Origin of the sequence: Acinetobacter sp. P1(2023), from assembly GCF_028367635.1 — a bacterium.
GTDB lineage: Bacteria > Pseudomonadota > Gammaproteobacteria > Pseudomonadales > Moraxellaceae > Acinetobacter > Acinetobacter pittii_E.
On record NZ_JAQNDD010000001.1, the window covers coordinates 177,918 to 200,592 of the forward strand.

Annotated in this window: 18 protein-coding genes; 6 read left to right on the top strand and 12 right to left on the bottom strand. The window is 40.2% G+C overall.

Annotated elements, in window-relative coordinates:
* Window positions 1-5: 5 nt before the first annotated feature.
* A complete protein-coding gene (locus POD11_RS00785; protein ID WP_262455975.1) occupies window positions 6-1,346 on the top strand; it encodes an MFS transporter in 1,341 nt (446 codons plus the stop codon).
* Window positions 1,339-1,740 (top strand): hypothetical protein, encoded by a 402-nt coding sequence (locus POD11_RS00790; RefSeq protein ID WP_262455976.1) that lies wholly within the window; start codon window positions 1,339-1,341, stop codon window positions 1,738-1,740. The genes POD11_RS00785 and POD11_RS00790 overlap by 8 nt, the downstream gene beginning before the upstream one ends.
* A gap of 85 nt (window positions 1,741-1,825) precedes the next feature.
* On the opposite strand, the gene POD11_RS00795 is transcribed toward POD11_RS00790, so the two are convergent.
* Together POD11_RS00795 and POD11_RS00800 are read right to left on the bottom strand one after the other, a co-directional pair.
* On the bottom strand, window positions 1,826-2,989 hold the full coding sequence (locus tag POD11_RS00795) for a zinc-dependent alcohol dehydrogenase (RefSeq protein WP_262455977.1): 1,164 nt from the start codon (window positions 2,987-2,989) through the stop codon (window positions 1,826-1,828).
* A 236-nt stretch (window positions 2,990-3,225) separates the two neighbouring features.
* Window positions 3,226-4,176: a 3-hydroxyacyl-CoA dehydrogenase NAD-binding domain-containing protein gene (locus POD11_RS00800; protein WP_262455978.1), complete on the bottom strand. Its 951-nt coding sequence runs from the start codon at window positions 4,174-4,176 to the stop codon at window positions 3,226-3,228.
* Window positions 4,177-4,294: 118 nt separating this feature from the next.
* Between POD11_RS00800 and POD11_RS00805 the strand changes: the two genes are divergently transcribed.
* Window positions 4,295-5,350 carry a GlxA family transcriptional regulator gene (locus tag POD11_RS00805; RefSeq protein ID WP_262455979.1) on the top strand — a complete coding sequence of 352 codons (1,056 nt, stop codon included), beginning with the start codon at window positions 4,295-4,297 and terminating at the stop codon, window positions 5,348-5,350.
* Window positions 5,351-5,508: 158 nt separating this feature from the next.
* Complete coding sequence (gene yddG / locus POD11_RS00810; RefSeq protein ID WP_262455980.1) at window positions 5,509-6,456, top strand: aromatic amino acid DMT transporter YddG; 948 nt, start codon at window positions 5,509-5,511, stop codon at window positions 6,454-6,456.
* A gap of 37 nt (window positions 6,457-6,493) precedes the next feature.
* On the opposite strand, the gene yddG (POD11_RS00815) is transcribed toward yddG (POD11_RS00810), so the two are convergent.
* The 8 genes from yddG (POD11_RS00815) to POD11_RS00850 all read right to left on the bottom strand — a co-directional run bounded on the left by yddG (POD11_RS00815) (window position 6,494) and on the right by POD11_RS00850 (window position 18,325).
* Window positions 6,494-7,381 carry an aromatic amino acid DMT transporter YddG gene (gene yddG, locus POD11_RS00815; RefSeq protein WP_271737513.1) on the bottom strand — a complete coding sequence of 296 codons (888 nt, stop codon included), beginning with the start codon at window positions 7,379-7,381 and terminating at the stop codon, window positions 6,494-6,496.
* Between the two features lie 33 nt (window positions 7,382-7,414).
* Window positions 7,415-10,852: a pyruvate carboxylase gene (locus tag POD11_RS00820; protein ID WP_262455981.1), complete on the bottom strand. Its 3,438-nt coding sequence runs from the start codon at window positions 10,850-10,852 to the stop codon at window positions 7,415-7,417.
* Between the two features lie 94 nt (window positions 10,853-10,946).
* Window positions 10,947-12,122, bottom strand: coding sequence for a hypothetical protein (locus POD11_RS00825; RefSeq protein ID WP_262455982.1), 1,176 nt, complete (start codon window positions 12,120-12,122; stop codon window positions 10,947-10,949).
* Window positions 12,123-12,251: 129 nt separating this feature from the next.
* Complete coding sequence (locus tag POD11_RS00830) at window positions 12,252-13,748, bottom strand: aldehyde dehydrogenase (RefSeq protein ID WP_262455983.1); 1,497 nt, start codon at window positions 13,746-13,748, stop codon at window positions 12,252-12,254.
* Window positions 13,748-14,656 carry a dihydrodipicolinate synthase family protein gene (locus POD11_RS00835; RefSeq protein ID WP_262455984.1) on the bottom strand — a complete coding sequence of 303 codons (909 nt, stop codon included), beginning with the start codon at window positions 14,654-14,656 and terminating at the stop codon, window positions 13,748-13,750. Before POD11_RS00835 ends, POD11_RS00830 begins: the two co-directional genes overlap by 1 nt.
* Before the next feature lie 81 nt (window positions 14,657-14,737).
* Window positions 14,738-16,069 (bottom strand): MFS transporter, encoded by a 1,332-nt coding sequence (locus POD11_RS00840; protein WP_262455985.1) that lies wholly within the window; start codon window positions 16,067-16,069, stop codon window positions 14,738-14,740.
* Between the two features lie 170 nt (window positions 16,070-16,239).
* On the bottom strand, window positions 16,240-17,565 hold the full coding sequence (locus POD11_RS00845; RefSeq protein ID WP_262455986.1) for an NAD(P)/FAD-dependent oxidoreductase: 1,326 nt from the start codon (window positions 17,563-17,565) through the stop codon (window positions 16,240-16,242).
* Window positions 17,566-17,647: 82 nt separating this feature from the next.
* Window positions 17,648-18,325, bottom strand: coding sequence for a GntR family transcriptional regulator (locus tag POD11_RS00850; protein WP_262455987.1), 678 nt, complete (start codon window positions 18,323-18,325; stop codon window positions 17,648-17,650).
* A 271-nt stretch (window positions 18,326-18,596) separates the two neighbouring features.
* Here POD11_RS00850 and POD11_RS00855 point away from each other — a divergent pair, with 271 nt between their 5' ends.
* Window positions 18,597-19,028 (top strand): SRPBCC family protein, encoded by a 432-nt coding sequence (locus tag POD11_RS00855; protein ID WP_262455988.1) that lies wholly within the window; start codon window positions 18,597-18,599, stop codon window positions 19,026-19,028.
* A gap of 49 nt (window positions 19,029-19,077) precedes the next feature.
* Here the strand turns inward: POD11_RS00855 and POD11_RS00860 are convergent, their stop codons facing one another.
* Window positions 19,078-19,608: a TetR/AcrR family transcriptional regulator gene (locus POD11_RS00860; protein ID WP_262455989.1), complete on the bottom strand. Its 531-nt coding sequence runs from the start codon at window positions 19,606-19,608 to the stop codon at window positions 19,078-19,080.
* Between the two features lie 784 nt (window positions 19,609-20,392).
* On the opposite strand from POD11_RS00860, the gene POD11_RS00865 reads away from it, so the two are divergent.
* Window positions 20,393-21,217, top strand: a complete 825-nt coding sequence (locus POD11_RS00865) for a DUF2971 domain-containing protein (protein ID WP_262455991.1) — start codon at window positions 20,393-20,395, stop codon at window positions 21,215-21,217.
* Between the two features lie 61 nt (window positions 21,218-21,278).
* Here POD11_RS00865 and POD11_RS00870 read toward each other — a convergent pair whose 3' ends face one another.
* Window positions 21,279-22,499, bottom strand: coding sequence for a chloride channel protein (locus tag POD11_RS00870; protein WP_262455992.1), 1,221 nt, complete (start codon window positions 22,497-22,499; stop codon window positions 21,279-21,281).
* Between the last annotated feature and the right edge of the window lie 176 nt (window positions 22,500-22,675).

Genomic DNA, 22,675 nt, shown 5'->3' on the forward strand with positions numbered 1-22,675 from the left:
TAGGTATGTCTTATCGATATAAAATAGCAACGGTGTTTTTACTTGGGTTCTTTATTGATTGCATTAATATTTTTATGTCAGCAATCGCATTACCCAATATTTCAGCGTCATTTTCAATCAGCCAGAGTATGGTCGCTTGGGTAACAAATGCCTATATTCTAGGTCTGATTCTAATCATGCCAATGAGCTTATGGTTAGCCAGCAAGTTAGGAAATCAAAAGTTATTGTCTTATTCAATGCTTCTATTTTCTTTAAGCATCTGGCTTATTGGCTCAAGTGAATCGATTTATAGCTTAATTTTTTGGCGATTTATTCAAGGCATAGCAGGTGGTTTATTAATTCCAGTCGGTCAAGCACTGGTATATGCCTTATTCCCAAACCAAGAACGCCAACGCATTTCTACAATGATTATGGCAATTGCGCTTATTGCCCCTGCATTTTCACCAGCGATTGGTGGAGCGATTATTGATTCATTAAACTGGCGATGGGTATTTTTTTCAAATCTTCCCTTTTCTTTAATTGCTGCGGCTTTAGCATGGTTATGGATTAAAAAAACAGAGAATGTACCTAGCGTAAAACCTGATATTCGGGGCTTACTTATTTTTAATATAAGCCTTTTATGTTTATTACTCTCCTTTTCGTTTTATGGGGATTATCATAATGCCACGTTGGCTATAGGCAGTTTTCTAATTTCGGTCGGAATGCTTACTTTTTATCTTCATCATGCAAAGAAAACCGATCATCCAGTTCTCAACCTACAATTATTAAAAAATAAAAATTTACGCAATGCATTTATTATTTATTACGCTGTTCCCGGTATTTTTACAGGCGTTAATTTACTCAATATTTTTAATTTACAGATCAACTTTGGCTTTAATGCAAAACAAACCGGCTTATTTATGTTGCTCTATGCAGCCGGTGCATTGGTGGCGATGGTCAACGGCGGACTGCTCTACCAAAAACTGGGTAAAAAATATTTACTTATCATTGGAATTATATTGCATAGTCTTGGTATTTTCTTTTTAGTTTATATTTCCAATAGCAATCAATTCAGCCTTTTAATTTTCGCTTATTTATTGATGGGAATGGGAGGCGGACTAAGTGCCAATATTGCCCAAATTAGTTCATTGATTGATTTCACTGGAAAAGATTTATTACAAGGTAGCGTGCTCTGGAATATTAATCGCCAAGTTTCATTTAGTGTCGGCACGGTTGTTCTTATTTCAATATATAACTTGATGTCTTCTTCAAACGGCATAATCCGTTATCAACATACTTTTTTAATTGCAGCTCTACTCTGCATCATTTCATTAATTCCCATTTTAAAGGAGAAAAATCATGTCTAATCAAATGGATCAAGCTATTCAAAGTGTAATTGACTTGCATGTGTTGATCGAAAATGTATTTACAGGCCAAAATGCAGAACAAAATCTTAACCCACTTTTAGATAGTTTTGATCAAAATTTTAAGATGGTAACGGTTCAAGGGCAGAGTATTGGTTTAACTGAAGTGAAGAGTTTATTCAGCCAAAATATGGGCAAGAAACCTTCTTTAAAAATTAGCATTCTTAAAAGTGCAGCTTTATACGAATTTGAAAATTATTGTTGGGTGCAATATCAGGAACATCAGCAAACGAGTGAAACCGAAACATTACGCACTTCGACAGCCTGCATTAAAGTAGAAGACGAAAAATGTTATTGGGTTTACTTACATGAAACTTTAGTTCCACTCGGCAATTAAAAATCGATGCCAAATTTTCAAAAGCCTCTTCACATTAGTAAGAGGCTTTTGGACGATTAGAAATGGAATGATAAGACTAAGCATTTTAAGGAAGCAGAATCACCTTACGGCAGTCCTCTTCTCTTTCATTAAAAATACGATATCCCTCTGCGGCATCTTCTAATTTCATTCGGTGGGTAATAATCGTTTCAGGTGATAATTCACCACGCTCAATCAGTTCTAAGAGTTGCGGTAAATATTGATGCACATGGGTTTGGCCCATTTTAAAAGTTAAGCCTTTATCAAAAGCATCACCAAACAAGAAACCATGAATCGGGCCTGCATATACACCCGGTACGCTGACCACACCACCACGGCGAACCGCGGCAATGCATTGACGCAGTGCTGCACCACTTGAACCTTCTAGTTTTAAATTGGTGAGAACTGTCTCAATGATACTGCCTTTAGCCTCGAAACCAATTGCATCAATCACGGCATCGACACCACGGTAATTGTCGGTATGTTGAATGATAAACTCGGCCGCATCGACTTCATCAAAATTTACTGGAATGGCGCCGTATGTTGCCACTGCATAGTTCAATCGATAGTCATTGTGATCGACCATAAATATCTTTTCAGCACCAAGCATCTTGGCACAAGCAGCACTTAATAGCCCGACTGGTCCAGCACCATAAATTGCAACAGTTGAGCCACGTTTCACTTGGGCATTGGTCACTGCCTGCCAAGCAGTCGGTAAAATATCAGTCAAGAAAAGTACTTTTTCATCTGACAGTGAAGTTGGCACTTTAAAAGGGCCTTTATTGGCTTTTGGCACACGCACATACTCTGCTTGCCCGCCCGGTATACCGCCGTAAAGATGACTATAGCCAAATAAAGCTGCACCTGGTGGAATTTGTTTTTTATTAATAATTGCGCCGCGTCCTGTATTGGTGGTTTCACATGCAGCGGTCAGATCAAGCTGACAAAAGAAACATTCACCACAGGCAATCACAAAAGGAACAATGACTCGATCACCCTTTTTCACTGCGGTGACGGCGGGACCCACCTCTTCAACCACGCCCATAAACTCGTGCCCAAAGATATCGCCCTGTTCGGTTCTAGGGATTTTGCCTCGATATAAATGTAAATCAGAGCCACATATCGCTGTGGCAGTCACTCGTAAAATAATGTCATCTGGTTCTTGAATAATAGGGTCCGCTACAGTTTCTACTCGAACATCTTCTGCACCGTGGTAAGTAAGAGCACGCATATTGTTATTCCTCTATTTTCTATCATGTCATTTGATTATGAGGAGGCTTTCTTTACGGTTTGCAACGTTTCTTACCTTTCACGTAAGGCATATAGTTCAAATGCAACGCGATAGAGATTTCAGTAACATTTAATGAATGTAAATTAGTTTTTGCGAGAGCTGTTTTTGTTATTTAACCCAGCAAAAAGCCAATCATCCATACACTAAAATGATTGGCTTTGTCTTAAAGATTTGACTTAATCAATTTTAAGTTGCTGTCTGAGCTTTAAGATATCGACCAGACCTTTGTCTCTAGTTTGGTATAAATCGACATCTTTATATTGGTTTAAAAGCTGATTGGTTTCTGCTTCCAATAAATCTGTTGTCTCGTCTGAATGTTGAAATGCGTGCATATCATTCCACCATTCTGTCATTGGTGGGCCTAAATGATGAATTGCCTCTTTAAACCCCTTTTGGTTTGCAAGCTGCATATTAATATAGGGACCAAAGAGCGCCCATCTTAAACCCGGCCCGCTGGTAATCGCGACATCGACATCTTCGGCAGAGCACACGCCTTGTTCAACCAATGAAAAAGCTTCTCGCCATAGCGCAGCCTGCAAACGGTTTGCGACATGCCCTTTTACTTCTTTATTTAAAACAATTGGATTTTTGCCCAGTTGTTTATAGAACTCAGAAGCCTGTTTCAAAATTTGGGGATCTGTCAAATTACCACCAACGATCTCGACCAAGGGTAAGAGATGAGGCGGATTAAAAGGATGACCTAATAAAACACGTTCAGGATGCCGCGCCTCTTTTTGAAAATCAGACACTTTTAAGCCCGATGAACTTGAGGCAATAATGGTATGTTCAGGGCAATATGCTGTGATTTCTTGATATAACTGTTGTTTTACATCGAGACGTTCAGGGGCATTTTCTTGAATAAAATCTACATCTGAAACTGCATCTTTTAAGTGATTAAAGATTTCTAGATGAAGCAGCACATCTTGCGGAGAATAACCGTGTTCAGCATTTTCATCTAAAGCCAATAAATCGTTTAAATTTGCAGATATTCTTTTTTTAAAGACCGCTTCATCGATCGGATACGGGTCATAAACCTTAACTTTAAATCCTTTATATAAAAATAAGGCCGTCCAACTTGCACCTATTACACCTGCTCCAACAACACCAACCGTTTTAATGACTTCCATATTTTCCTCGTAAAAATGTTGTTTTATTAAGAAATTTCTTTTGTTCCATTTCATGCATATAATAAACATAGCAGATTCTAAGAATCACTGCTCTAAATGGATATTGACGGTGAAAGATATGAAGAACTCATCTTCTCATGCTTATGATGAAGCATCTCCCTCTGAAGAAAGTCTCTCCTCGGTTCACCCGGATTTACGTGTTGGATTTATTCTGATGAATAAATTCACCTTAGCACCTATTTCCGGTTTCGTTGAATCTCTTAGATTTGCAGCAGACAAGTCTTTTCGTAGTTTGCAAATTTACTGCAAATGGGACTGGATGACTTTTAATGATGAGCCAGTTACTGCAAGTTGCGGATTATCCGTTAATCCAACAACCTCACTTAACCTAAAAGCTTTAAAAGAAAATTATGATTACATTGTCATTGCAGGTGGTTTACTCACAGAAACACGCAATCCCCCAGAAAAATTATTAGAAATACTCAACGAAATACATAACGCAAAAATACCAATTATTGCCTTTTGTTCAGGCTGTTTTGTGTTAGGAAATGCAGGACTCATGGATGGTCGGAAATGTGCAATTCACTTTACGACCAGAGAAGAGTTTTCAGAAAGATTTCCTAAAGCAATCACGGTGGTGGATAAAGCTTATGTTGAAGATCAAGGTATTTTCACTTGCCCTGGTGGAACTGCCATAGATTTAGCTGCGGATTTAATACGGCGTCATTGTGGTGATATTCGGGCACAAAAAAGCTTAGAATATTTACTCATTAATACTGACAAACAAATCATTGATGAAAAAGACGAGATACATTTAGATAGCCCAACTACCTATGAAAATAATATTGTCTCTAAAGCTATAGCTTTTATGAGTGAAAATTTAAGTGCGCACGTTACATTAAAAGAAGTAGCAGAGCATGCGAGAACTAACCCAAGACAACTGCACCGCGCATTTTTATCGAGTACCAATGAACCACCATCAAATTATTGGCGTAAATTAAGACTCGAACATGCCAGAAAATTACTTGCCAACACCAATGCTTACATCACCAATATTGCTATTGAATGTGGTTTTTCTGATGCCTCTCATTTTATTCTCTGGTTTAAAAAACAATATGGCGAAACTCCTTTTACCTATAGAAAACGTCGTCATGAAGTAGAAAAACTCAAATAATAATTCTATTTAACCACGCTACTAAAACGCGATATTTTATATAAATTGTCCTATATAACCTATTTTTTGACCTTAAATTCTTTTAACCTGTGATGCTTCATGCTTTTTCTACTTCCTGTTAGCAGCTCAGTCCATTATTTGAGTTAGTCAGTTTTCCTATGTCAAAAAATTTAGCAACATTGATTGGTTTAAGCGCCATTCTCATGTGGGCATCTATGGTCGGCCTTGTTAAGCATATTACTGCCGCAATTGGTCCCGATATGGGTATTACGCTGATTTATACTTTCAGTGCCGTGCTATTGCTTATTATTTTTAGAGTTCCAAATTTTAAGTTAATTTCTAAAAAGTATTTAATTTTAGGTACTGCTTTATTCATTGCTTATGAACTTTGTTTTTCATTTGCAATTGCTTATTCCAAGACAGCTCAACAGGCTATTGAAGTGAGTATTGTGAATTACCTCTGGCCAAGCTTAACAGTTTTAGCCTTTGTCATTTTTAAAGAACTAAAGTTTAATTTTATTATTATTTTAGGTTTACTCATCTCAATTTCAGGCATCATTTTTATTCAGACCGGAAATGGTGATTTTAGTCTCAATAGTATTGTTGATAATTTTCATAGCAATCCTTTAAGTTATATTTTGGCCTTTGCAGGCGCTGTCATTTGGGCTTTTTACTGCGTGTTAACCAAGAAAATGAGCAATGGACAAAATCCAATTTCTATTTTCTTTATCTGTGTAGCGCTCACCCTATGGATTAAGCTATTTATCATAGGTCACGCAACTCTACCCTCTATCGATCTAGCGACATTTATAACTTTAGCGGTCGCTTCTGTTGCTATTGGTTTAGGTTATGCAGCATGGAATATTGGTATTATTCATGGAAATATTACCATGCTGGTTGTTGCATCTTACTTTACCCCGATCATTTCATCTCTTTTGGCAATGCTCGTTTTGCAAACTCAATTGTCTATGAGCTTTTGGCAAGGAACTGCAATGGTGACAGCAGGTTCCTTTATTTGCTGGATGTCTACAAACTGGTCAGTTATTCGTCCTTTTATTAGAAAGATGGCTAGAGAGATTCAATATTTCTTTACTTCAAACCGTTAGAAATTGAACTCAATTTTGAAAACCCCACTATCGGTTTTTAACGCTTCTGCCGCGTGGCAAGCCAACATAAAACCGAGCCGATGCATACCATAGCTGCCCCCTGCCAAAACGACGTTGAAAGCGGTGTTTGTAAAACGATTGCTGCCAGAGCTGCTGAAAACACAGGTATAAAATAAGACGCACCTGCCAAAATCGTTACATTGCCATGCAAGATCCCGACATTCCATGCGGCATAGCCAAAACCCATTGCCGCAGCAGCAAGCACAAGATAGATCACAGCATGGAAATTAAATACCATTGGCGCCCCGCCAATGAGGAGGTATTTCACCCATAACACCAGAGCTGTAAGCATAAAAAAGAGTGTTACACCATTTTTTCCGTTGGCGATTCTTGCAGTTACTGTACAGTAAGTGGCCCAAATTAATGCACCGATAAAAGCCAGCCCATAACTGAGCGGATTATCTTTTATATTTTCGAGCATGCTTGCCAAATCAAGTCCTTGCTCACCCCCAAGTACCCAGCAGATTCCCAAAATGGCAATCACAAATCCAGGAATTACTAACCAGTTAGATTTTTGATTATTAAATAAAATAGCCGCGACCATGGTTAAAGCTGGCCATAAATAATTGACCATTCCCACTTCAATGGCTTGGCGATTGGTATTTGAATAACCAATAGATAAGGCAAGACATAACTCATAGGAAACAAATAATAGACTTCCCCAAACTAAATAGCGCTTAGGGAATTCACTCAGTTTTGGAAATCCAATGCTAATCAGGAGAAAGATAGAGGCAACACTATACATCATGGCTGCACCACCAGTTGCTCCCAAACTTTCGCTTACACTACGAATTAATCCAACAATAGAACTCCATAGCAAAACTGCGATGAGCCCTATTAACGTTGCATTTCTCTTGCTTATCATATCTTTAAACCACTTCTCAAATTGAGAGTCGCTCTATTGAACGACTAAAACCAAATCCATATTTCTAACTTGCTTACCTGCACTCATTAAAACCTCCTGAACCACGCAGTCCTGATCAGCTTTAATGGCAAGCTCCATCTTCATCGCTTCAATGGTAAATAAAGTATCGCCTTTCTTGACAGACTGTCCCAGTTTCACAGGCACTGTACTAATCATGCCCGGCATCGAAGCACCGATATGTTTCGGATTTGTCGGGTCAGCTTTCGGATGAGCCGTCACTTCTTTTTGGCTTGCCTGTTTAATCTGCACCAGACGTAACTGACCATTCAGCTCTACAAACAGATCAATCATGCCATCTTTGGCTTCCGAACGGCCCAACAGCTTTATTTCCAGTGTCTTGCCGCGTTCAAGCTCAATTTCGACAGGGCTTTGCTCTTTTAAACCATAAAAGAAAGCTGAAGATGGAATGCTTGATACCGTGCCATATTTCAGTTTGTGCTTCATAAAGTCGGTAAAGACTTTTGGATACATCAAATATGACGCCAGTTCCTGTTCAGACAGTTGTTTCCCGAACATATTTTCAAGCATTGCTTTCTCACCCACCAGATCGACTGGCGGCATCACTGCTCCAGGACGATCACTTAACGGGGCTGCACCTTTTAATACCTTGTGCTGTAACTCTTTTGGAAAACCATGTGCTGGGGTGCCTAGCTCACCTTTAAACAGTGAAACCACCGATTCAGGGAAATCAATCTCAAGTTTCGGTTTTTTAATATCTTCTGAATTCAGGTGATTCGACACCATATATAAAGCCATGTCACCCACCACTTTAGAGGTTGGAGTAACTTTCACAATGTCCCCAAACAATAAGTTGACTTGTGCATAGGCATCGGAAACTTCAGACCAGCGTTCTTCAATGCCTAGAGAGCGAGCCTGTTCACGTAAATTGGTATATTGTCCACCCGGCATTTCATGGTGATAGACATCGGCTGTACCCGCACGCATATCTGCCTCGAACGGTGCGTAGATATGGCGGACACCTTCCCAGTAAGTAGAAAGCTGCTGCAGGTTGTTAGGGTTGAGTCCTGTATCACGATCGGTATTTTGTAAGGCTGCAACCACCGAGCCCATGCTCGGTTGTGAAGTGAGTCCACTCATGGCATCCATGGCGGTATCGACTGCATCTACACCCGCATCAATGGCAGACAAAATGCTGGCCGCGGCAATACCACTGGTGTCATGTGTGTGAAAATGAATCGGCAATCCGGTTTCTTCTTTCAATGCCTTGATGAGTTCACGGGCTGCGGCTGGCTTACAAATACCGGCCATATCCTTAATGGCAAGGATATTCGCCCCTGCTTTTTGCAGTTGCTTTGCCATATCGACATAGTAGTTAAGGTTATATCTGCGGTTGTTGTCAAAGATATCGCTGGTATAGCAGATTGCTGTTTCACACAGCATGCCAGACTCTCGAACTGCATCAATGGCAACCCGCATGTTATCGACTGCATTTAGCGAATCAAATACACGGAACAGGTCAACCCCACCTTGTGCAGCCTGTGCAATAAAGTGACGAACGACATTATCTGGATAGTTGGTATAACCCACTGCATTGGATGAGCGAAGCAGCATTTGAAATAGAATGTTCGGCACCGCTTCACGAAGTTGAGCCAGACGCTCCCACGGATCTTCTTTTAAAAAGCGCATCGACACATCAAAGGTTGCCCCGCCCCAACACTCTAGTGAAAATAGCTCACTGGCCATATGGGAATAATAAGGTGCAATCGCTAGCATATCTGCGGTACGCATTCGTGTTGCAAATAAGGACTGGTGGGCATCTCGCATGGTGGTATCAGTGACCAATACACGCTTTTGATCAAGCATCCAGTTTGAGAAACCCTCTGCACCCAGTAATTTAAACTGGTCTCGGGTTCCACTCGGAAGAGGCTGGTTTAAGTTAAATGTCGGTAGCTGTGCCGGAGCTGGAACGGTTTCAGGCAATGAACGCCCTTTGAGTTCAGGTTGTCCATTGACGGTAATGTCCCCTAAAAACTCTAGTAACTTAGTCGCACGGTCCTGCTTAGGTTTAAGGTTAAATAATTCAGGTGTGGTATCAATAAATCGGGTGGTACAGGTGCCTTGTGTAAATAAAGGATGGGTTACCACATTTTCTAGAAATGCCAGATTATTTGAGACGCCGCGGATACGAAACTCCTGTAACGCTCGTAGCATACGGGCATTGGCTTCATCACCACTTGCACCGCGAACCGTGACTTTAGCGAGTAAAGAATCATAATATGGCGTAATGACTGCACCGGTATAAGCTGTACCACTGTCTACCCGCACCCCAAAACCGGTTGCACTACGAAATGCGGTCAGGCGCCCATAGTCCGGCATAAAGCCATTTTTAGGATCTTCGGTGGTGAGTCGACATTGCAATGCATGGCCTAAAAGTTTGATCTGCTCTTGTGGTGGAATAAAACTGCTGCCATCGCCAACCGCAGCTCCTTCGGTCACCCGAATTTGTGCCTTAACAATATCAATGCCAGTAATTTCTTCAGTAACCGTATGTTCAACCTGAATGCGCGGGTTAACTTCAATAAAGTAGAAGTCCTCTGTTTCAGCATCCATTAAGAACTCAACCGTACCCGCATGGGTGTAATCTACCGCACGGGCCAGTCTTAAAGCAGCGTCACAGATTTTACTGCGCTGTATTTCAGACAAATAAGGTGCAGGCGCACGCTCGACCACCTTCTGGTTGCGTCGTTGTACGGTACAATCCCGCTCAAACAGATGCACGATATTGCCATGGGTATCACCCAAGATCTGTACTTCAACATGGCGGGCATGGCGAATCAGTTTCTCTAAATAGACTTCGTCATTGCCAAATGCAGATTTGGCTTCACGACGTGCAACCGTAATTGCATCTTCGAGTTCACTTTCATTTTCAACCACACGCATGCCACGGCCACCACCACCCCAGCTCGCTTTGAGCATAAGTGGATAACCCACTTCAGCGGCCAGTAACTGACAGTCTTCAATACGTTCCGGTAGTGCCGATGTGGCAGGAACAACAGGCACACATGCAACCATTGCGACATTACGTGCCATTACCTTGTTGCCTAACTGACGCATCACTTCCGGTTTTGGACCGATAAAACGGATTCCCGCTTGGCTACAGGCCTCGGCAAACTCAGGGTTTTCGGACAAGAAACCATAGCCCGGATGGATGGCATCCACCCCTGCCTCAAGTGCAATACGGATAATATCTTCAATATCCAGATAAGCCGCGATTGGCTTTTTGCCTGCGCCTACCCGATAAGCTTCATCCGACTTGAAGCGATGCAGGGCAAATTTATCTTCTTCTGCATAAATTGCGACCGTGCGAATGCCCATTTCTGTAGCAGCACGCATCACTCGAATTGCGATTTCACCACGGTTGGCAACTAAGATTTTACGTATTGGTTTCATCTTTTTAACACTTTTAAATTACTCTCAAGCATTCTTGTCAGGTCTTCTTGAGAGCGTAGTTAATAGAAGTAATTGATCAGTTAAGGCGCAACTCTTAGAAGTTATAAACCAGCATCACATTTAAGAGCTTGTTCCACTTGCCATCATCACCCGCTGCAAGTGAGTTGCCCGTTCCACCCACAAATGGGTCATTTTTACTCATTAAATATTCGGTATAGAGCGAAACATTTTTGTAGTCCCATGCCACACCCACAATGTTGCGCTGTGAGTCATCAAAGTCTTGTTCTTTCTTGTTGAAACCACTGAACACTACATAAGGCGTAACATTGAGTGAATCTTTTACATTCTTAAAGGTGTAGCTCGTATCTACGGTGTAGAAATAGCCTTTATTGGCAATGTCGTATTCACTATCAAACGAACCAAAAGTAGAGCTTGCTGGACTTAAGGCATCTTTGTTGCTAATCGACTGTCTGCCACCTGTCAGTACCACATTCAGGTTTTTATAGTTGATACGGTTAAACACAGCCCATGTGTTTCGATTTCCATCGGCAGATGTCTTTTTATTTTCAATATCCGAATACCAGTAGCTTCCCCCAACCGATACTTTTAAATCATCTGTACTTAAAAACTTAAGGTCTTGATCAACACGTGCCATCCACATGTTTTTTTCATTGAGGTTGGTTTTAAGTGGATCGGATGAAGTGACTACATTGGCAGTATAGCGTGCAGAATCTTTACTTGTTCCGTGGTAGTTACCACCGTCAGTTGCGAAATATGCAAGATCAACTTTGGTCGCGGTTGGCATCTCAAAGTGATAGTTCACGCCTAAATCTAGAGCGTCTTGGAGGCCCATAGTATTATTAATACCCGCATAGAAGCTGCTATCCCAATAGCGGCCTGGACCAAAAGGAATTGGCTGTAAACCGACTGTAATATTATCGGTCGCATTTAAACGGTAACCTGCATAGGCCTGTACCAAGGTCGAGAAATCACAAAATTTATCGTATTGATAGCAGCGGTATTGGACCTTACCAAACCAGTCGGGTGATTCATAAGCCACATTTAGAATTGCCGCATCGAACTTAATTTTCTGATCAGAAGCAGATTCGCCGTAGTGTTTATCTTGATAGTTAGCCCGTAAAGTTCCAGAAACTGTAACTGCTCCTAGTTCAGTTTTTGGGTCACCGAAAGTTACACCAGCAAAAACAGGTATAGACATACCGACTACAAACAAGCCCATTCCCACTTTTTTGATATAGACATTATTCATTTACATTTCCTTATTTAAATGAATTTTGGATAAAACGATCCCTTCAAAAACTTTTTTGTTTTCGAATTAAAAGTTAACGTGTTTTTTTTAAACTCCCTTGGCTCCTAAGAACCAAGGGTTACAGAAGTTTTAAGACTCAGACACATCAATCCAGATGGTCTTTAATTCTGTGTATTGGTCATGTGCCCAAATCGATTTATCTCGGCCACCAAAACCAGACTCTTTATAGCCGCCAAATGGTGTCGTAATGTCACCTTCACCAAAACAGTTCACGGTCACTACCCCAGCACGAATAGCACGTGAAAGCTTGATCGCATTGCGTAAGTTACTGGTATAGACCGAACCTGCAAGGCCATAAACTGAATCATTGGCAAGTGCGATGGCTTCATCAATTGTATTAAATGTGGTCACCGACAAAATTGGACCAAACACCTCTTCTTTAAACAAGGTATCTGTCGCCTTAATACCATCTACTACGGTAGGCTGAACAAAAATATCTTGTTCTGTGTTGCCACCAAAAACGATGCTTTGTTTTTCAGCTTTTGCCTGATCGATATAAGACTTCACTTTTTCGTAGTGTGATTTGCTGACCATTGAACCTAGTTTATTGTTCGGATCAAGTGGGTTACCTATTTTCCAGTCATTTAGGTGAACACCGATTAAACCTAATAGTTCATCTTTAACATCAGAATGAACAATTAAACGTGAAGATGCAGAACAGTTTTCGCCCATGTTCCAAAAAGCGCCATTCACGATATGCTGTGCAACTTGATCTAAATCGTCGACATCATTCATCACAACAGCAGGGTTTTTCCCACCACACTCAAGAACAACACGTTTTAGATTCGATTCGGCAGCATATTGTAAAAATAGACGGCCTGTTTCAGTTGAGCCAGTAAAACTCACCATAGTGACATCCATATGTCTACCTAGTGGCTCACCGACTTCACGTCCACCACCCGGTAGAATATTGAATACACCAGCTGGAATGCCAGCCTCGGCAGCCAACTCAGCAACACGCAGCGCAGTTAAAGTCGTTTCCTTAGCGGGTTTAATCACCACCGAACAGCCTGCCGCTAAAGACGGCGCAATTTTCCAAGCCAGCATCAGCAATGGGAAATTCCAAGGTAAAACAAGCCCAACTACACCAATCGCTTCGCGCACCACAAGCGACAAAGTATCTGAACCTACAGGTGCTGTATTGTCATAAATCTTGTCGATCAGTTCCGCATGCCAACGAATGGTATGAATCATTTCTGGCACATCAGTTAACTGGCATTCACTGACTGGCTTACCACTGTCTAGACTTTCCATAACAGCCAGTTCAACTGTATTTTTCTCTAGAAGATCGGCAAATTTAAGTAAAACGTGTTTACGTTCATTCGGAGACAAACGATGCCAGCGACCATCCTCAAATGCAGCTTTAGCTTTAGCAACCGCAAGGTCCACATCTTGGCTGTTACATGCAGTAATTTCTGCAAGTAATTCACCTGTTGCAGGGTTGGTCGTTTTAAACGTTTTGCCTGAAACAGATGCCTGAAACTGACCATCAATAAAGGCTAAAGTCTGAAACGATAAGTTTTGGGCAATCGTTGCATATTCCGATGCAGTCAGAAGCTCAGACATTAAACACCTCCTGTAATGTCTGCAACTTCACGTTTAAGCTCTTCTACAATCACTTTGAAAGCTTGTTTCTTTTCTGCATCCATATCTTGTAACGGCGCACGAACACTGCCTGCTTTTAGGCCATTCAGTTCACAGCCATATTTAATGCACTGAATGAAATGACCAGTTTCGAGGAAATCCATTAATGGCATCATTGCAGCCATAATGCGGCGGCCTTTGTCGAAGTCTTTCTCAATCACACAAGCTTCATATAAGGCAATGTGTTCACGAGGTACAAAGTTTGAACCTGCACAAACCCAACTACGTGCGCCCCATGCAAAGAACTCAAGTGCCTGATCATCCCAACCGCAAGAAATTTCAAAAAATGGATAGTTACGCGCCAGCATATGTAACTGGTTCATATCGCCAGAACTTTCTTTAATACCGACAAAGTTCTTTGATTCGGCAAATACAGTGTCAAAAAACTCTTTACCCATGCTTACGCCCATACGAGCAGGATAGTTATAGAACATGATTGGTAAGCCTGCTGCTTTATCAATTGTTAAAGCATGAGCTGCAACTTCTTTTTCAGTTGGCAATGCATAAGGCGGAATAGTCACTAAAATACTATCGGCTTTAATTTCTTTAGCCACTTTTGCATATTCAACTGAATCTTCGGTACGAATTGCGCCTGTACCCACCATCAATGAAGTACGTGAACCAATAACATCTTTCGCATATTTAGCAAGGTCATAACGTTCTTCGGCAGTATGTGCGTAATATTCACCAGTTGTTGCAGCCACAATAATCCCGTGTACTTTTGCATCAATTAAATATTCTAAAACTTCTGCAAAAGCAGCTTTATCAATTGAACCGTCAGCAGCTAAAGGTGTGATTGCTGGTGTATAAATGCCTTCAAAAAATGTCATGATATTTTCTCCGTTTTAAAGTGTGTTGAGAGTTGCCATCATCAATTTGAGAACTTGGGATCATGGCAACTCGATCCATTGTTAATTTTTCAAAGAAGTTGCTTGTTCCAAACTCAACCCTTTGGTTTCTGGTGCCGTCATAATCGAAACAATCAATCCAAGTAGGGTGACGCCTGCTGCTACAAACATCGTGTTGCCAATACCAATCGTGTCTAATGACATCGGAACCAGCCATGTACCCACCGCTGCGCCGATTCGAGAAAATGAAGTTGCCATACCCACGCCAATCGCACGCATTTCTGTTGGAAAGAGTTCATTTGGATAAACCAATTCCAAGACTTGTGCCCCACCAATTAATACGGCGTATGCACAGAACAAAACCAAGACCAGCATTTGTGAACCATCAGCAAATGCACCCAGACCTAGCAATGCCAAACCTGACCATAAGAAACTGTGAATGATTAATTTACGACGACCCATCACATTGATCAGTTTGGTTGCAATGGCACAGCCCACCACGAACATTAAAGTAATTGCCACTGAACCATATTCAGCCCATGAGCCTTTGAGATTCATTGCATCTAAAACACGAGGTGCAAAGGAATACACTGCAAATACCGGAATCACGGCACACATCCAAAACATCGAGCAGAAAAATACGCGTTTGCCATAGCCCGAAGCCAAGATTTGACTAAGAGATAAATTTTTAACTTCTTTCTGAACAGGCACATTAGCAAGTGAAAAAGATGGTCCGTATACTTGTTTAATAATGGCTTCCGCTTCAGCATTACGACCTTTACTAATGAGCCAGCGTGGTGATTCTGGTGTACCTATTCGGATTAAAATTAAAATCAGACCAATCACGGCAGGACTCGCAAATACCCAACGCCAAGCTTCTGTAAGATCCATCTTTAAAATCATATTGCCGAAGAGATAAGCTAGCATCGCACCAAAAAACCACATGATTGTAAGCATTGCTAAACGAGGGCCACGTGCTTTGGTCGGTAGAAATTCAGTCAGTAATGACCCGCCTGCGGCATATTCAAAACCGACTGCGATCCCGATCATGAAACGACATAAAAATAATACCCATCCGGAATCAGCCCAAAGCTGAGCTACAGAACATAAAACAAATAAAGTTGGGGCAATGAAATACAGTTTCTTGCGCCCTATCAAGTCACTTAGCCAACCACCTAGAAAGCCGCCAAGAAACATGCCGAACAGAGCGGATGCCGCAATCATGCCTTGCCAAAAATTGGATAACTGTAATTGCGCAGCGGCCTGCATTAATGCAACGCCGATAATACTTAGAACATAGCCATCCAGTAGCCAACCACCACCTGTACGAATACTCAATAACTGATGAAATCCATTTACGGGCACATCATCAATTGACATATGATTCGTTGCCATTTTTATCTCCAATACTCGTCCACCGAAGTGGATGTGTTTCCTACACATTTAAGAAATTTAAGGTTGAATAGCCCCTGCGAAACTGAAAATTCAATTTCGCTACCTTCGCTGTTTAAAGCTGTTTACCTAATTAATCTGATAAAAAACCTATAAGCCTAATGCCACTTACATCACTCTTCCAATCCTGCTTTTTTTTGCCCCCACCACAAGGTTGCATTGACACCAATGGATAAGAATGGCTCAGGTGGAACTTTATTTGGACCTGAGGTTTCTAAAAGAAAATCAATCAAGTCACTACGCTGGCCTGCAATCCAGTCAGCTAACAACGTACCTGTGACTGTTCCGCGGGTAATTCCCAGACCGTTACAACACAATGCACCATAAACATTTGGAGCAAGCTGACCAAAAAAGCCTTTATGGTTTTGCGATAATGCGAGTGAACCACTCCATGTATATTCAAAGTTAACGTCTGGCAACATTGGAAAACGGTTATCAAACGAACGCTGATGTTTATAAATAAAACGCTCTAGACAATGCGGTTTCGGTTTTCCATTTGGGTTAAAACTAAAACTGTTGCGCATTAAAATACGGTTGTCGTGGGTACGGCGAACGGTACTACCAAACGGGTCTGATGGAATCACACCCCAGAAATCCTTACCGCCTAATTCAGCTTGCTCACTTGGTGTTAAGGGACGAGTCATACTTGCATATAAAAAGACTGGCAACATGGTGCGTTTTAACTGTGAAAAACCAAAACGTTGCCCAAAAGCATTGTTTGCCAAAATCAACTTATCCGCAGTGATTTGACCAAGGTCGTGCTTCAATACAACTTTATCGCCGTATTCAACTTCAGTGATTGCTGTATTTTCATATAGGGTCACATTCGACGGTAAACTGTCTGCTAAACCTTTGACTAACGCTGATGGTTGAAGCAGCATTGTTCCTGGTGTGAACAGTGCTTTTTTATAAAATGATGTTCCAATATGACTCGGTAATTCTGAACCATGAATGACTTGGTACTCTTGCCCAAGTTTATCTAAGCCACGTTGATAAGCTTCCAAAACCTTAATACCACGGTCTTCTACCGCACCTTGATATTTACCGCTTGGACGCATGTGACAATCGATTGCGTGTTTTTTTACCAAGTCATGCAAAATAGACTGACCCAACAAATTTAACTTCAATGTTGTTTTGGCAATGTCGATATCACCGATATAGTCTTCGGCACCAATATCATGTGGAAGATCAATTGCAAAACCCGCATTTCGACCAGCCGTACCAAAACCAACTTCTTGAGCTTCAATCAAGATGACTTCATCATTCGGAAAATTAAGTGCCAATTGACGTGCTGCCGCCAAGCCCGTATACCCTGCACCAATGACTGCCCAGCGCGCTGTACTTTTACCTCTATGGCTTGGTTTAACCATTCGTTTTGGGCTCAAGTGATACCATGCACATCGCTGGTCATCGGCAGGTAAGGCTGTAACTTTAGTCATTTCAAAAACTCCATTTATATTGTCCACTCACCTACTTTTCCTGTAAGTGAAAGTATTATTTGTAAAAGGTTTTTGCCTTTAATTAATAAGTCAGTGGAACATTAATACCTTCCGGAACAACATATTCAGTCATTCGACGGCGAGATAAATCCATGTGCACGCGGATTAGCTCACCGGCTTCACCTGCGTTGTGACGCTCTATGGCATCAATAATCTGGTCATGTTGAATAACCGCTGTATCAAGATCTTCTTGCATATCTGTTGAAGTCGGTTGGCGATAGAAAATCTTGCCCAAACGAGCATGATCAATCAGCAAACGCTCTAAACTCGGCATGAGATATGCGTTTTGGGAAATCTTTCCTATTTCCAAATGAAACTGGTTATTATAGTAAACACGGCCTTCCAAATCATTTTCATCAATGGCTTTACGAAATTGCATCTGGATTTCTTTTAACTGCTTAATATCAATTGAACTAGCATTAATTGCTGCCAATTGTGTCGTAGCGATATAAACCAATGGTGCAGCTAAAAAGAAATTACGTAATGATTGATGGCTCATCGAAGAAACACGAGCAGCACGATTTGCTTCAAGCTCAAGGTAACCTTCGGCGGCCATTTGGCGGATGAGTTCACGAACGGGTGATCTGGAAATTCCAAATTCTTCACTCAAGGATATTTCATCTACAATAGCGCCCGGCGCCAATTCCATACTAATAATGCGGCGTTTTAATGTTTCGGCTAAACGTATTTTCTTATCCATCTTCACCACTCCATCCTTAAGCCTGAGCTCGGTTCCTACCTGCTATGCAAGATGTCTACAATTTGTATAATTCTCCATTTCCCAAATAATACAATGTGTCTACAATCCAAAAAGATAAAGAAAAGGACAGAAAATATAATGGATTTACCTAAATGAATTTTTTTAGAGTTACCATAACTCCGACGAATTAGAATTCCGCCATTACACAAAGCGTGCTAGCATCCAAATTCTGACAATCACCAATGTCAAAATAATTTCTAGAGGAAATAAGATGTTTAAAACTCAAAAAATCAACATCGTACAAGAATTTGATGCACCCGTAGATAAGGTCTTTGCAACCTTAAGTGAACACGAAAACCTAAGTAAGCTTTTTGCCCCTGCTAAAGTGACTCGTATTAGCAACGGAAAAGACGCTCGTAATGGTGTTGGCTCTGCACGCAAGATGTCTATTCCGTTTACACCTTCATTTGTTGAAACAAATTTAGTCTATAAAGAAAATGAACTGATCGAATATGCAATCACGAGCGGCATTAGCCCAATTAAAGCTCACCGTGGTGTCATGAAATTTACTGACTTGGGAAATAATCGAAGTCGTTTAGATTACACCATTAGCTTTAAAGGCCGTGTGCCCTTCCTTGGTCTTATTATCAAAAAAGCTTTAGAAAATGGCGTGAGCCGTGGACTTAAAAAACTTAAGTTTTAGTCGTCACATCTAAAAGAAAAAGCCCTGTTACGGGCTTTTTTTTTAAGGTTTAAGTTGAATGCTCAGATAGCATAAATAAAAAGTAATCTAGTAATTTATCCCGTTCATCTACGCTATTGGCACTTAACAGCTGAACCATTGCCCCATCAATTGCAAATAGAAACATGTGCGCATCTTTTATTGAGGCGGTAGTTTTGACAGTAAGAAGTAGCTTATAAATCTCATTGATAAACCAGTTTCTATAATCAACAACCACCCGATAAGCCGTTGCATAACACTTTTCAATTTCAAAAATTGCTTTAAATGGTAAACGGTAAAACCCTTCTAAATTGGCATGTAAAAAGTAAATTTGCTTGAGTTTATCGAACACCATAAGTTCGCTGTATGAATTGATAATTGAAAGGACTTTTACTTTGAGCGCATCCGTTTGAAAGGTTAAACACATCTCGATGAGTCGTGCTTTTGAATGAAAGATGTTATAGAAAGTCGCTTTGGGAATTTTGGCCTCAGCAATAATTCGGTCAACCCCCACCGTGTTAAACCCATCTTGAGTAAATAAATCTTTTGCCGTGTGCAGCACTCGTAGTGCTCTAAACGAAGGTTCTAAATTGTTCGTATATACCGCTTAAAATAATTTTTTGTTGTATCTAAAAAAGATAGAAATGCCGTCACTCTTAAAATGAGTGCTAAAAACAGGCATGCAAAAGCCGCACAATAAAGATGTGCTTGCCTATCTCAGGTTTATTGTTGCTATGATTTTTGAGTCGTAATGATCTAAGGTTATAGAAAACTTAGAGTCGATTAAACCAATTTATAGACTGTTCAAACGGTATAAATAGAGAGATTTTGGCGTAGGCCAATAAATGAGAAGAATTAGTACGCATAGCGGACTCCTAGATGAAATAGAAGTTCTACCCAATCACTGTCAAATGATTATGGTGGCAGAACGAAGGCGGGTTGACAGACCAGTCATCTAGGAACCAGCACGCACAAGGCGTCCCACCTCCGTCCTACCGCTACAAAGGGGGACGAGCGAGTTCAACACCAAAAAATTACTTTTTTGATGTTCTAGATGATAGCAGCCTGTCAAAGCCGACTGGCGATGTAGGCCAGCACACAAAGGATAGTATTCGCACTTGTTGGCGTCAAGCACAGCAAATATAGTTTGTATTAAGTTCGAGCAGTTGGGAAATAAAAAGCTATTACGGTTTTGATTATGAAATATTGCAAATAATAAACATGATTATTTATTCTTTTCTTTATATGATATATAAAAATATTAATTTTATAGAAGTTCTTCATAAAATAGTTTTATCTAACTAGAACATTTTAGACATACAAATTTTAGATATTGAGGGAATTTAATGTTAATTTTTGAAGATGAATCTGACATATATTTATACCATTATACCAAAGCATCCACTGCGATAGATTACATCTTAAAAAACAAAAACTTACAACTAGGGAGTATGCTTAACACAAATGATCCAAAGGAATCAAAAAATTGGCTTTTTGAATTAGGTACCAATGAAAATGCTGATTTGGATAAATATGATCTATTTGACACCTCATCAAAGGTTGATTTTATTATTAAGTCTTCGACTTATATGCTTTGTTTCACCAAAGACAAGGAATTAACAGGTGATCATATTCAAGACATAACTAAAAGAGGATATGGTCATTCAAGGATGTGGGCACAATATGCAGCAAACCATACGGGAATATGTTTAATCTTTGATAAAAAACTTTTAGAAAAATCATTCATTGCAACTTTTAATAGTTATACATATTTTGCACAAGATGTAAAATATATAGATCGTTTTATTGGGGAAAGGGATTCTACTTATATTGTCAATGTTGACTATTTAGAAAAATTGGGTTTAGAAGACTATGCTTTGGCCCATGCAGAAACTTATAAAAATAGGCTTTTTTTTGAAAAATTAGAAGATTGGAAAAATGAAAATGAGTATAGGTTAATTCTTCAAGGATATAAAAATAAGCAAATCTTATTTCCATATGAACATTCTCTACAAGGTATCGTTTTCGGAGCGAGCTGTTCAGAAACAGATATACAGAATATAGTGGATCTTACTCACAATATGGGAATAGAATACATTCAATTAAAATGGCGTAATTGCAGTCCATGGTATGATTTTAGAAAAGTTTTTGTAAAATCAAATCATTTATAAAAAATAAAAGATAACCTGATTGAAGAAAAATCCAATCAGGTCTTTTGTTATAAATTCCGCACTAATCCATCAACTTTTTACGGCGATACAACCCGCAATTTCCAGAAAATAACGCTGCCAACAAACAAGTAATAATGGCATAAGTGGCAACATTCATTCCAAATAGCTCAATGGCTAAAATAATAGACGTCAACGGCGCCTTACTCGCGCCTGAAAAAAGGCTTACCAACCCTAGGCCTGCAAGCAATGAAATTGGTAGGTTTAAAACCGCCCCTAAAGCATTACCTAATGTCGCACCCACATAAAAGAGTGGCGTAATTTCACCACCTTTAAAACCTGAACCTAAAGTGATGGCGGTAAAAACGGTCTTGTTAAAAAAGTCGTAGAACTCAATCGGCACATAAAAAGATGAAATGATTTTATCTGTACCCAAACCGTTATATTGCTGATGTGCGGTGAATAAAGTAAGTAGCATAATGACAATACCACCGACCATGGTTCTTAAAGGCAAATAACGCACATATTTATAAAAGATGTCACTTGCAAAATGAATGGCGGCAATAAAGAAACGTGCAGCTAAACCAAAAATTAGTCCCGCCACAATTAAACTCATGAGTGTGCCAAAATGAATCGCTGGAAACTCACTAATCACATAAAAGATATGTGGATGAACAATATCGAATAGTTCAGGAATGGTCGAAGCAATCAACGCCGACACAAAACATGGAAAAATAGCTGAATATCTTAAATTACCTAAAGCTGTAATTTCTAAACCATAGATCGCGCCCGCCAAAGGCAAGCCAAACACACCTGCAAAACCAGCACCAATACTGGCGATTAAACAAATTTTTCGGTTATCTTCCGAGATTTTTAATATATGGCTCAAATGGTCAATTAAAGCACCCGAAAGCTGAACTGCTGGCGCCTCACGTCCTGCTGAACCACCAAACAACTGCGTTAAAATTGAGGTGATAAAAATGATAGGACTCATTCGTTTTGGAATAAACGACTTCGGCTGGTGAATTTCATCAATCAGTAAATGAGTTCCCCGTTCAATCGGCGATCCATATTTTTTAATGAGGTAACCAATACCAAAACCCACAAAAGGCAAAAAGTAGATGAGCCAGTGATGCAGACTTCGGACTTTGTTTGAAATATCGAAGGCAACGAAAATTAAGGTCGAGGCTAGCCCTGCTACGACTCCAATCACAATTGAGATGACGAGCCAATAGACGCTGTATTTTAGAATTTGATCATATTCAGATGAAGGTAGAATTTTCATTCGCTTTCTTCAATTCGCCTTTGAGTGGATGCCAAATTCTCAAATTATTTTTATGCTGCCAGCTCATTAAGTGAGAAATGCTTAAACTGGGCTAAAAATTAAAGCCCGCATATGCGAGCTTTCAATACAGTGATTAATTTTTGGTAACACCAAACTGTGACAAATATCTCATAATT

What these genes read in the sequence shown, in the direction of transcription:
- POD11_RS00785 (WP_262455975.1), top strand. Translation starts at nt 6, where the DNA reads ATGTCTTATCGATATAAAATAGCAACGGTGTTTTTACTTGGGTTCTTT.
- POD11_RS00790 (WP_262455976.1), top strand. Translation starts at nt 1,339, where the DNA reads ATGTCTAATCAAATGGATCAAGCTATTCAAAGTGTAATTGACTTGCAT.
- POD11_RS00795 (WP_262455977.1), bottom strand. Translation starts at nt 2,989, where the DNA reads ATGCGTGCTCTTACTTACCACGGTGCAGAAGATGTTCGAGTAGAAACT.
- POD11_RS00800 (WP_262455978.1), bottom strand. Translation starts at nt 4,176, where the DNA reads ATGGAAGTCATTAAAACGGTTGGTGTTGTTGGAGCAGGTGTAATAGGT.
- POD11_RS00805 (WP_262455979.1), top strand. Translation starts at nt 4,295, where the DNA reads ATGAAGAACTCATCTTCTCATGCTTATGATGAAGCATCTCCCTCTGAA.
- yddG (WP_262455980.1), top strand. Translation starts at nt 5,509, where the DNA reads ATGTCAAAAAATTTAGCAACATTGATTGGTTTAAGCGCCATTCTCATG.
- yddG (WP_271737513.1), bottom strand. Translation starts at nt 7,381, where the DNA reads ATGATAAGCAAGAGAAATGCAACGTTAATAGGGCTCATCGCAGTTTTG.
- POD11_RS00820 (WP_262455981.1), bottom strand. Translation starts at nt 10,852, where the DNA reads ATGAAACCAATACGTAAAATCTTAGTTGCCAACCGTGGTGAAATCGCA.
- POD11_RS00825 (WP_262455982.1), bottom strand. Translation starts at nt 12,122, where the DNA reads ATGAATAATGTCTATATCAAAAAAGTGGGAATGGGCTTGTTTGTAGTC.
- POD11_RS00830 (WP_262455983.1), bottom strand. Translation starts at nt 13,748, where the DNA reads ATGTCTGAGCTTCTGACTGCATCGGAATATGCAACGATTGCCCAAAAC.
- POD11_RS00835 (WP_262455984.1), bottom strand. Translation starts at nt 14,656, where the DNA reads ATGACATTTTTTGAAGGCATTTATACACCAGCAATCACACCTTTAGCT.
- POD11_RS00840 (WP_262455985.1), bottom strand. Translation starts at nt 16,069, where the DNA reads ATGGCAACGAATCATATGTCAATTGATGATGTGCCCGTAAATGGATTT.
- POD11_RS00845 (WP_262455986.1), bottom strand. Translation starts at nt 17,565, where the DNA reads ATGACTAAAGTTACAGCCTTACCTGCCGATGACCAGCGATGTGCATGG.
- POD11_RS00850 (WP_262455987.1), bottom strand. Translation starts at nt 18,325, where the DNA reads ATGGATAAGAAAATACGTTTAGCCGAAACATTAAAACGCCGCATTATT.
- POD11_RS00855 (WP_262455988.1), top strand. Translation starts at nt 18,597, where the DNA reads ATGTTTAAAACTCAAAAAATCAACATCGTACAAGAATTTGATGCACCC.
- POD11_RS00865 (WP_262455991.1), top strand. Translation starts at nt 20,393, where the DNA reads ATGTTAATTTTTGAAGATGAATCTGACATATATTTATACCATTATACC.
- POD11_RS00870 (WP_262455992.1), bottom strand. Translation starts at nt 22,499, where the DNA reads ATGAAAATTCTACCTTCATCTGAATATGATCAAATTCTAAAATACAGC.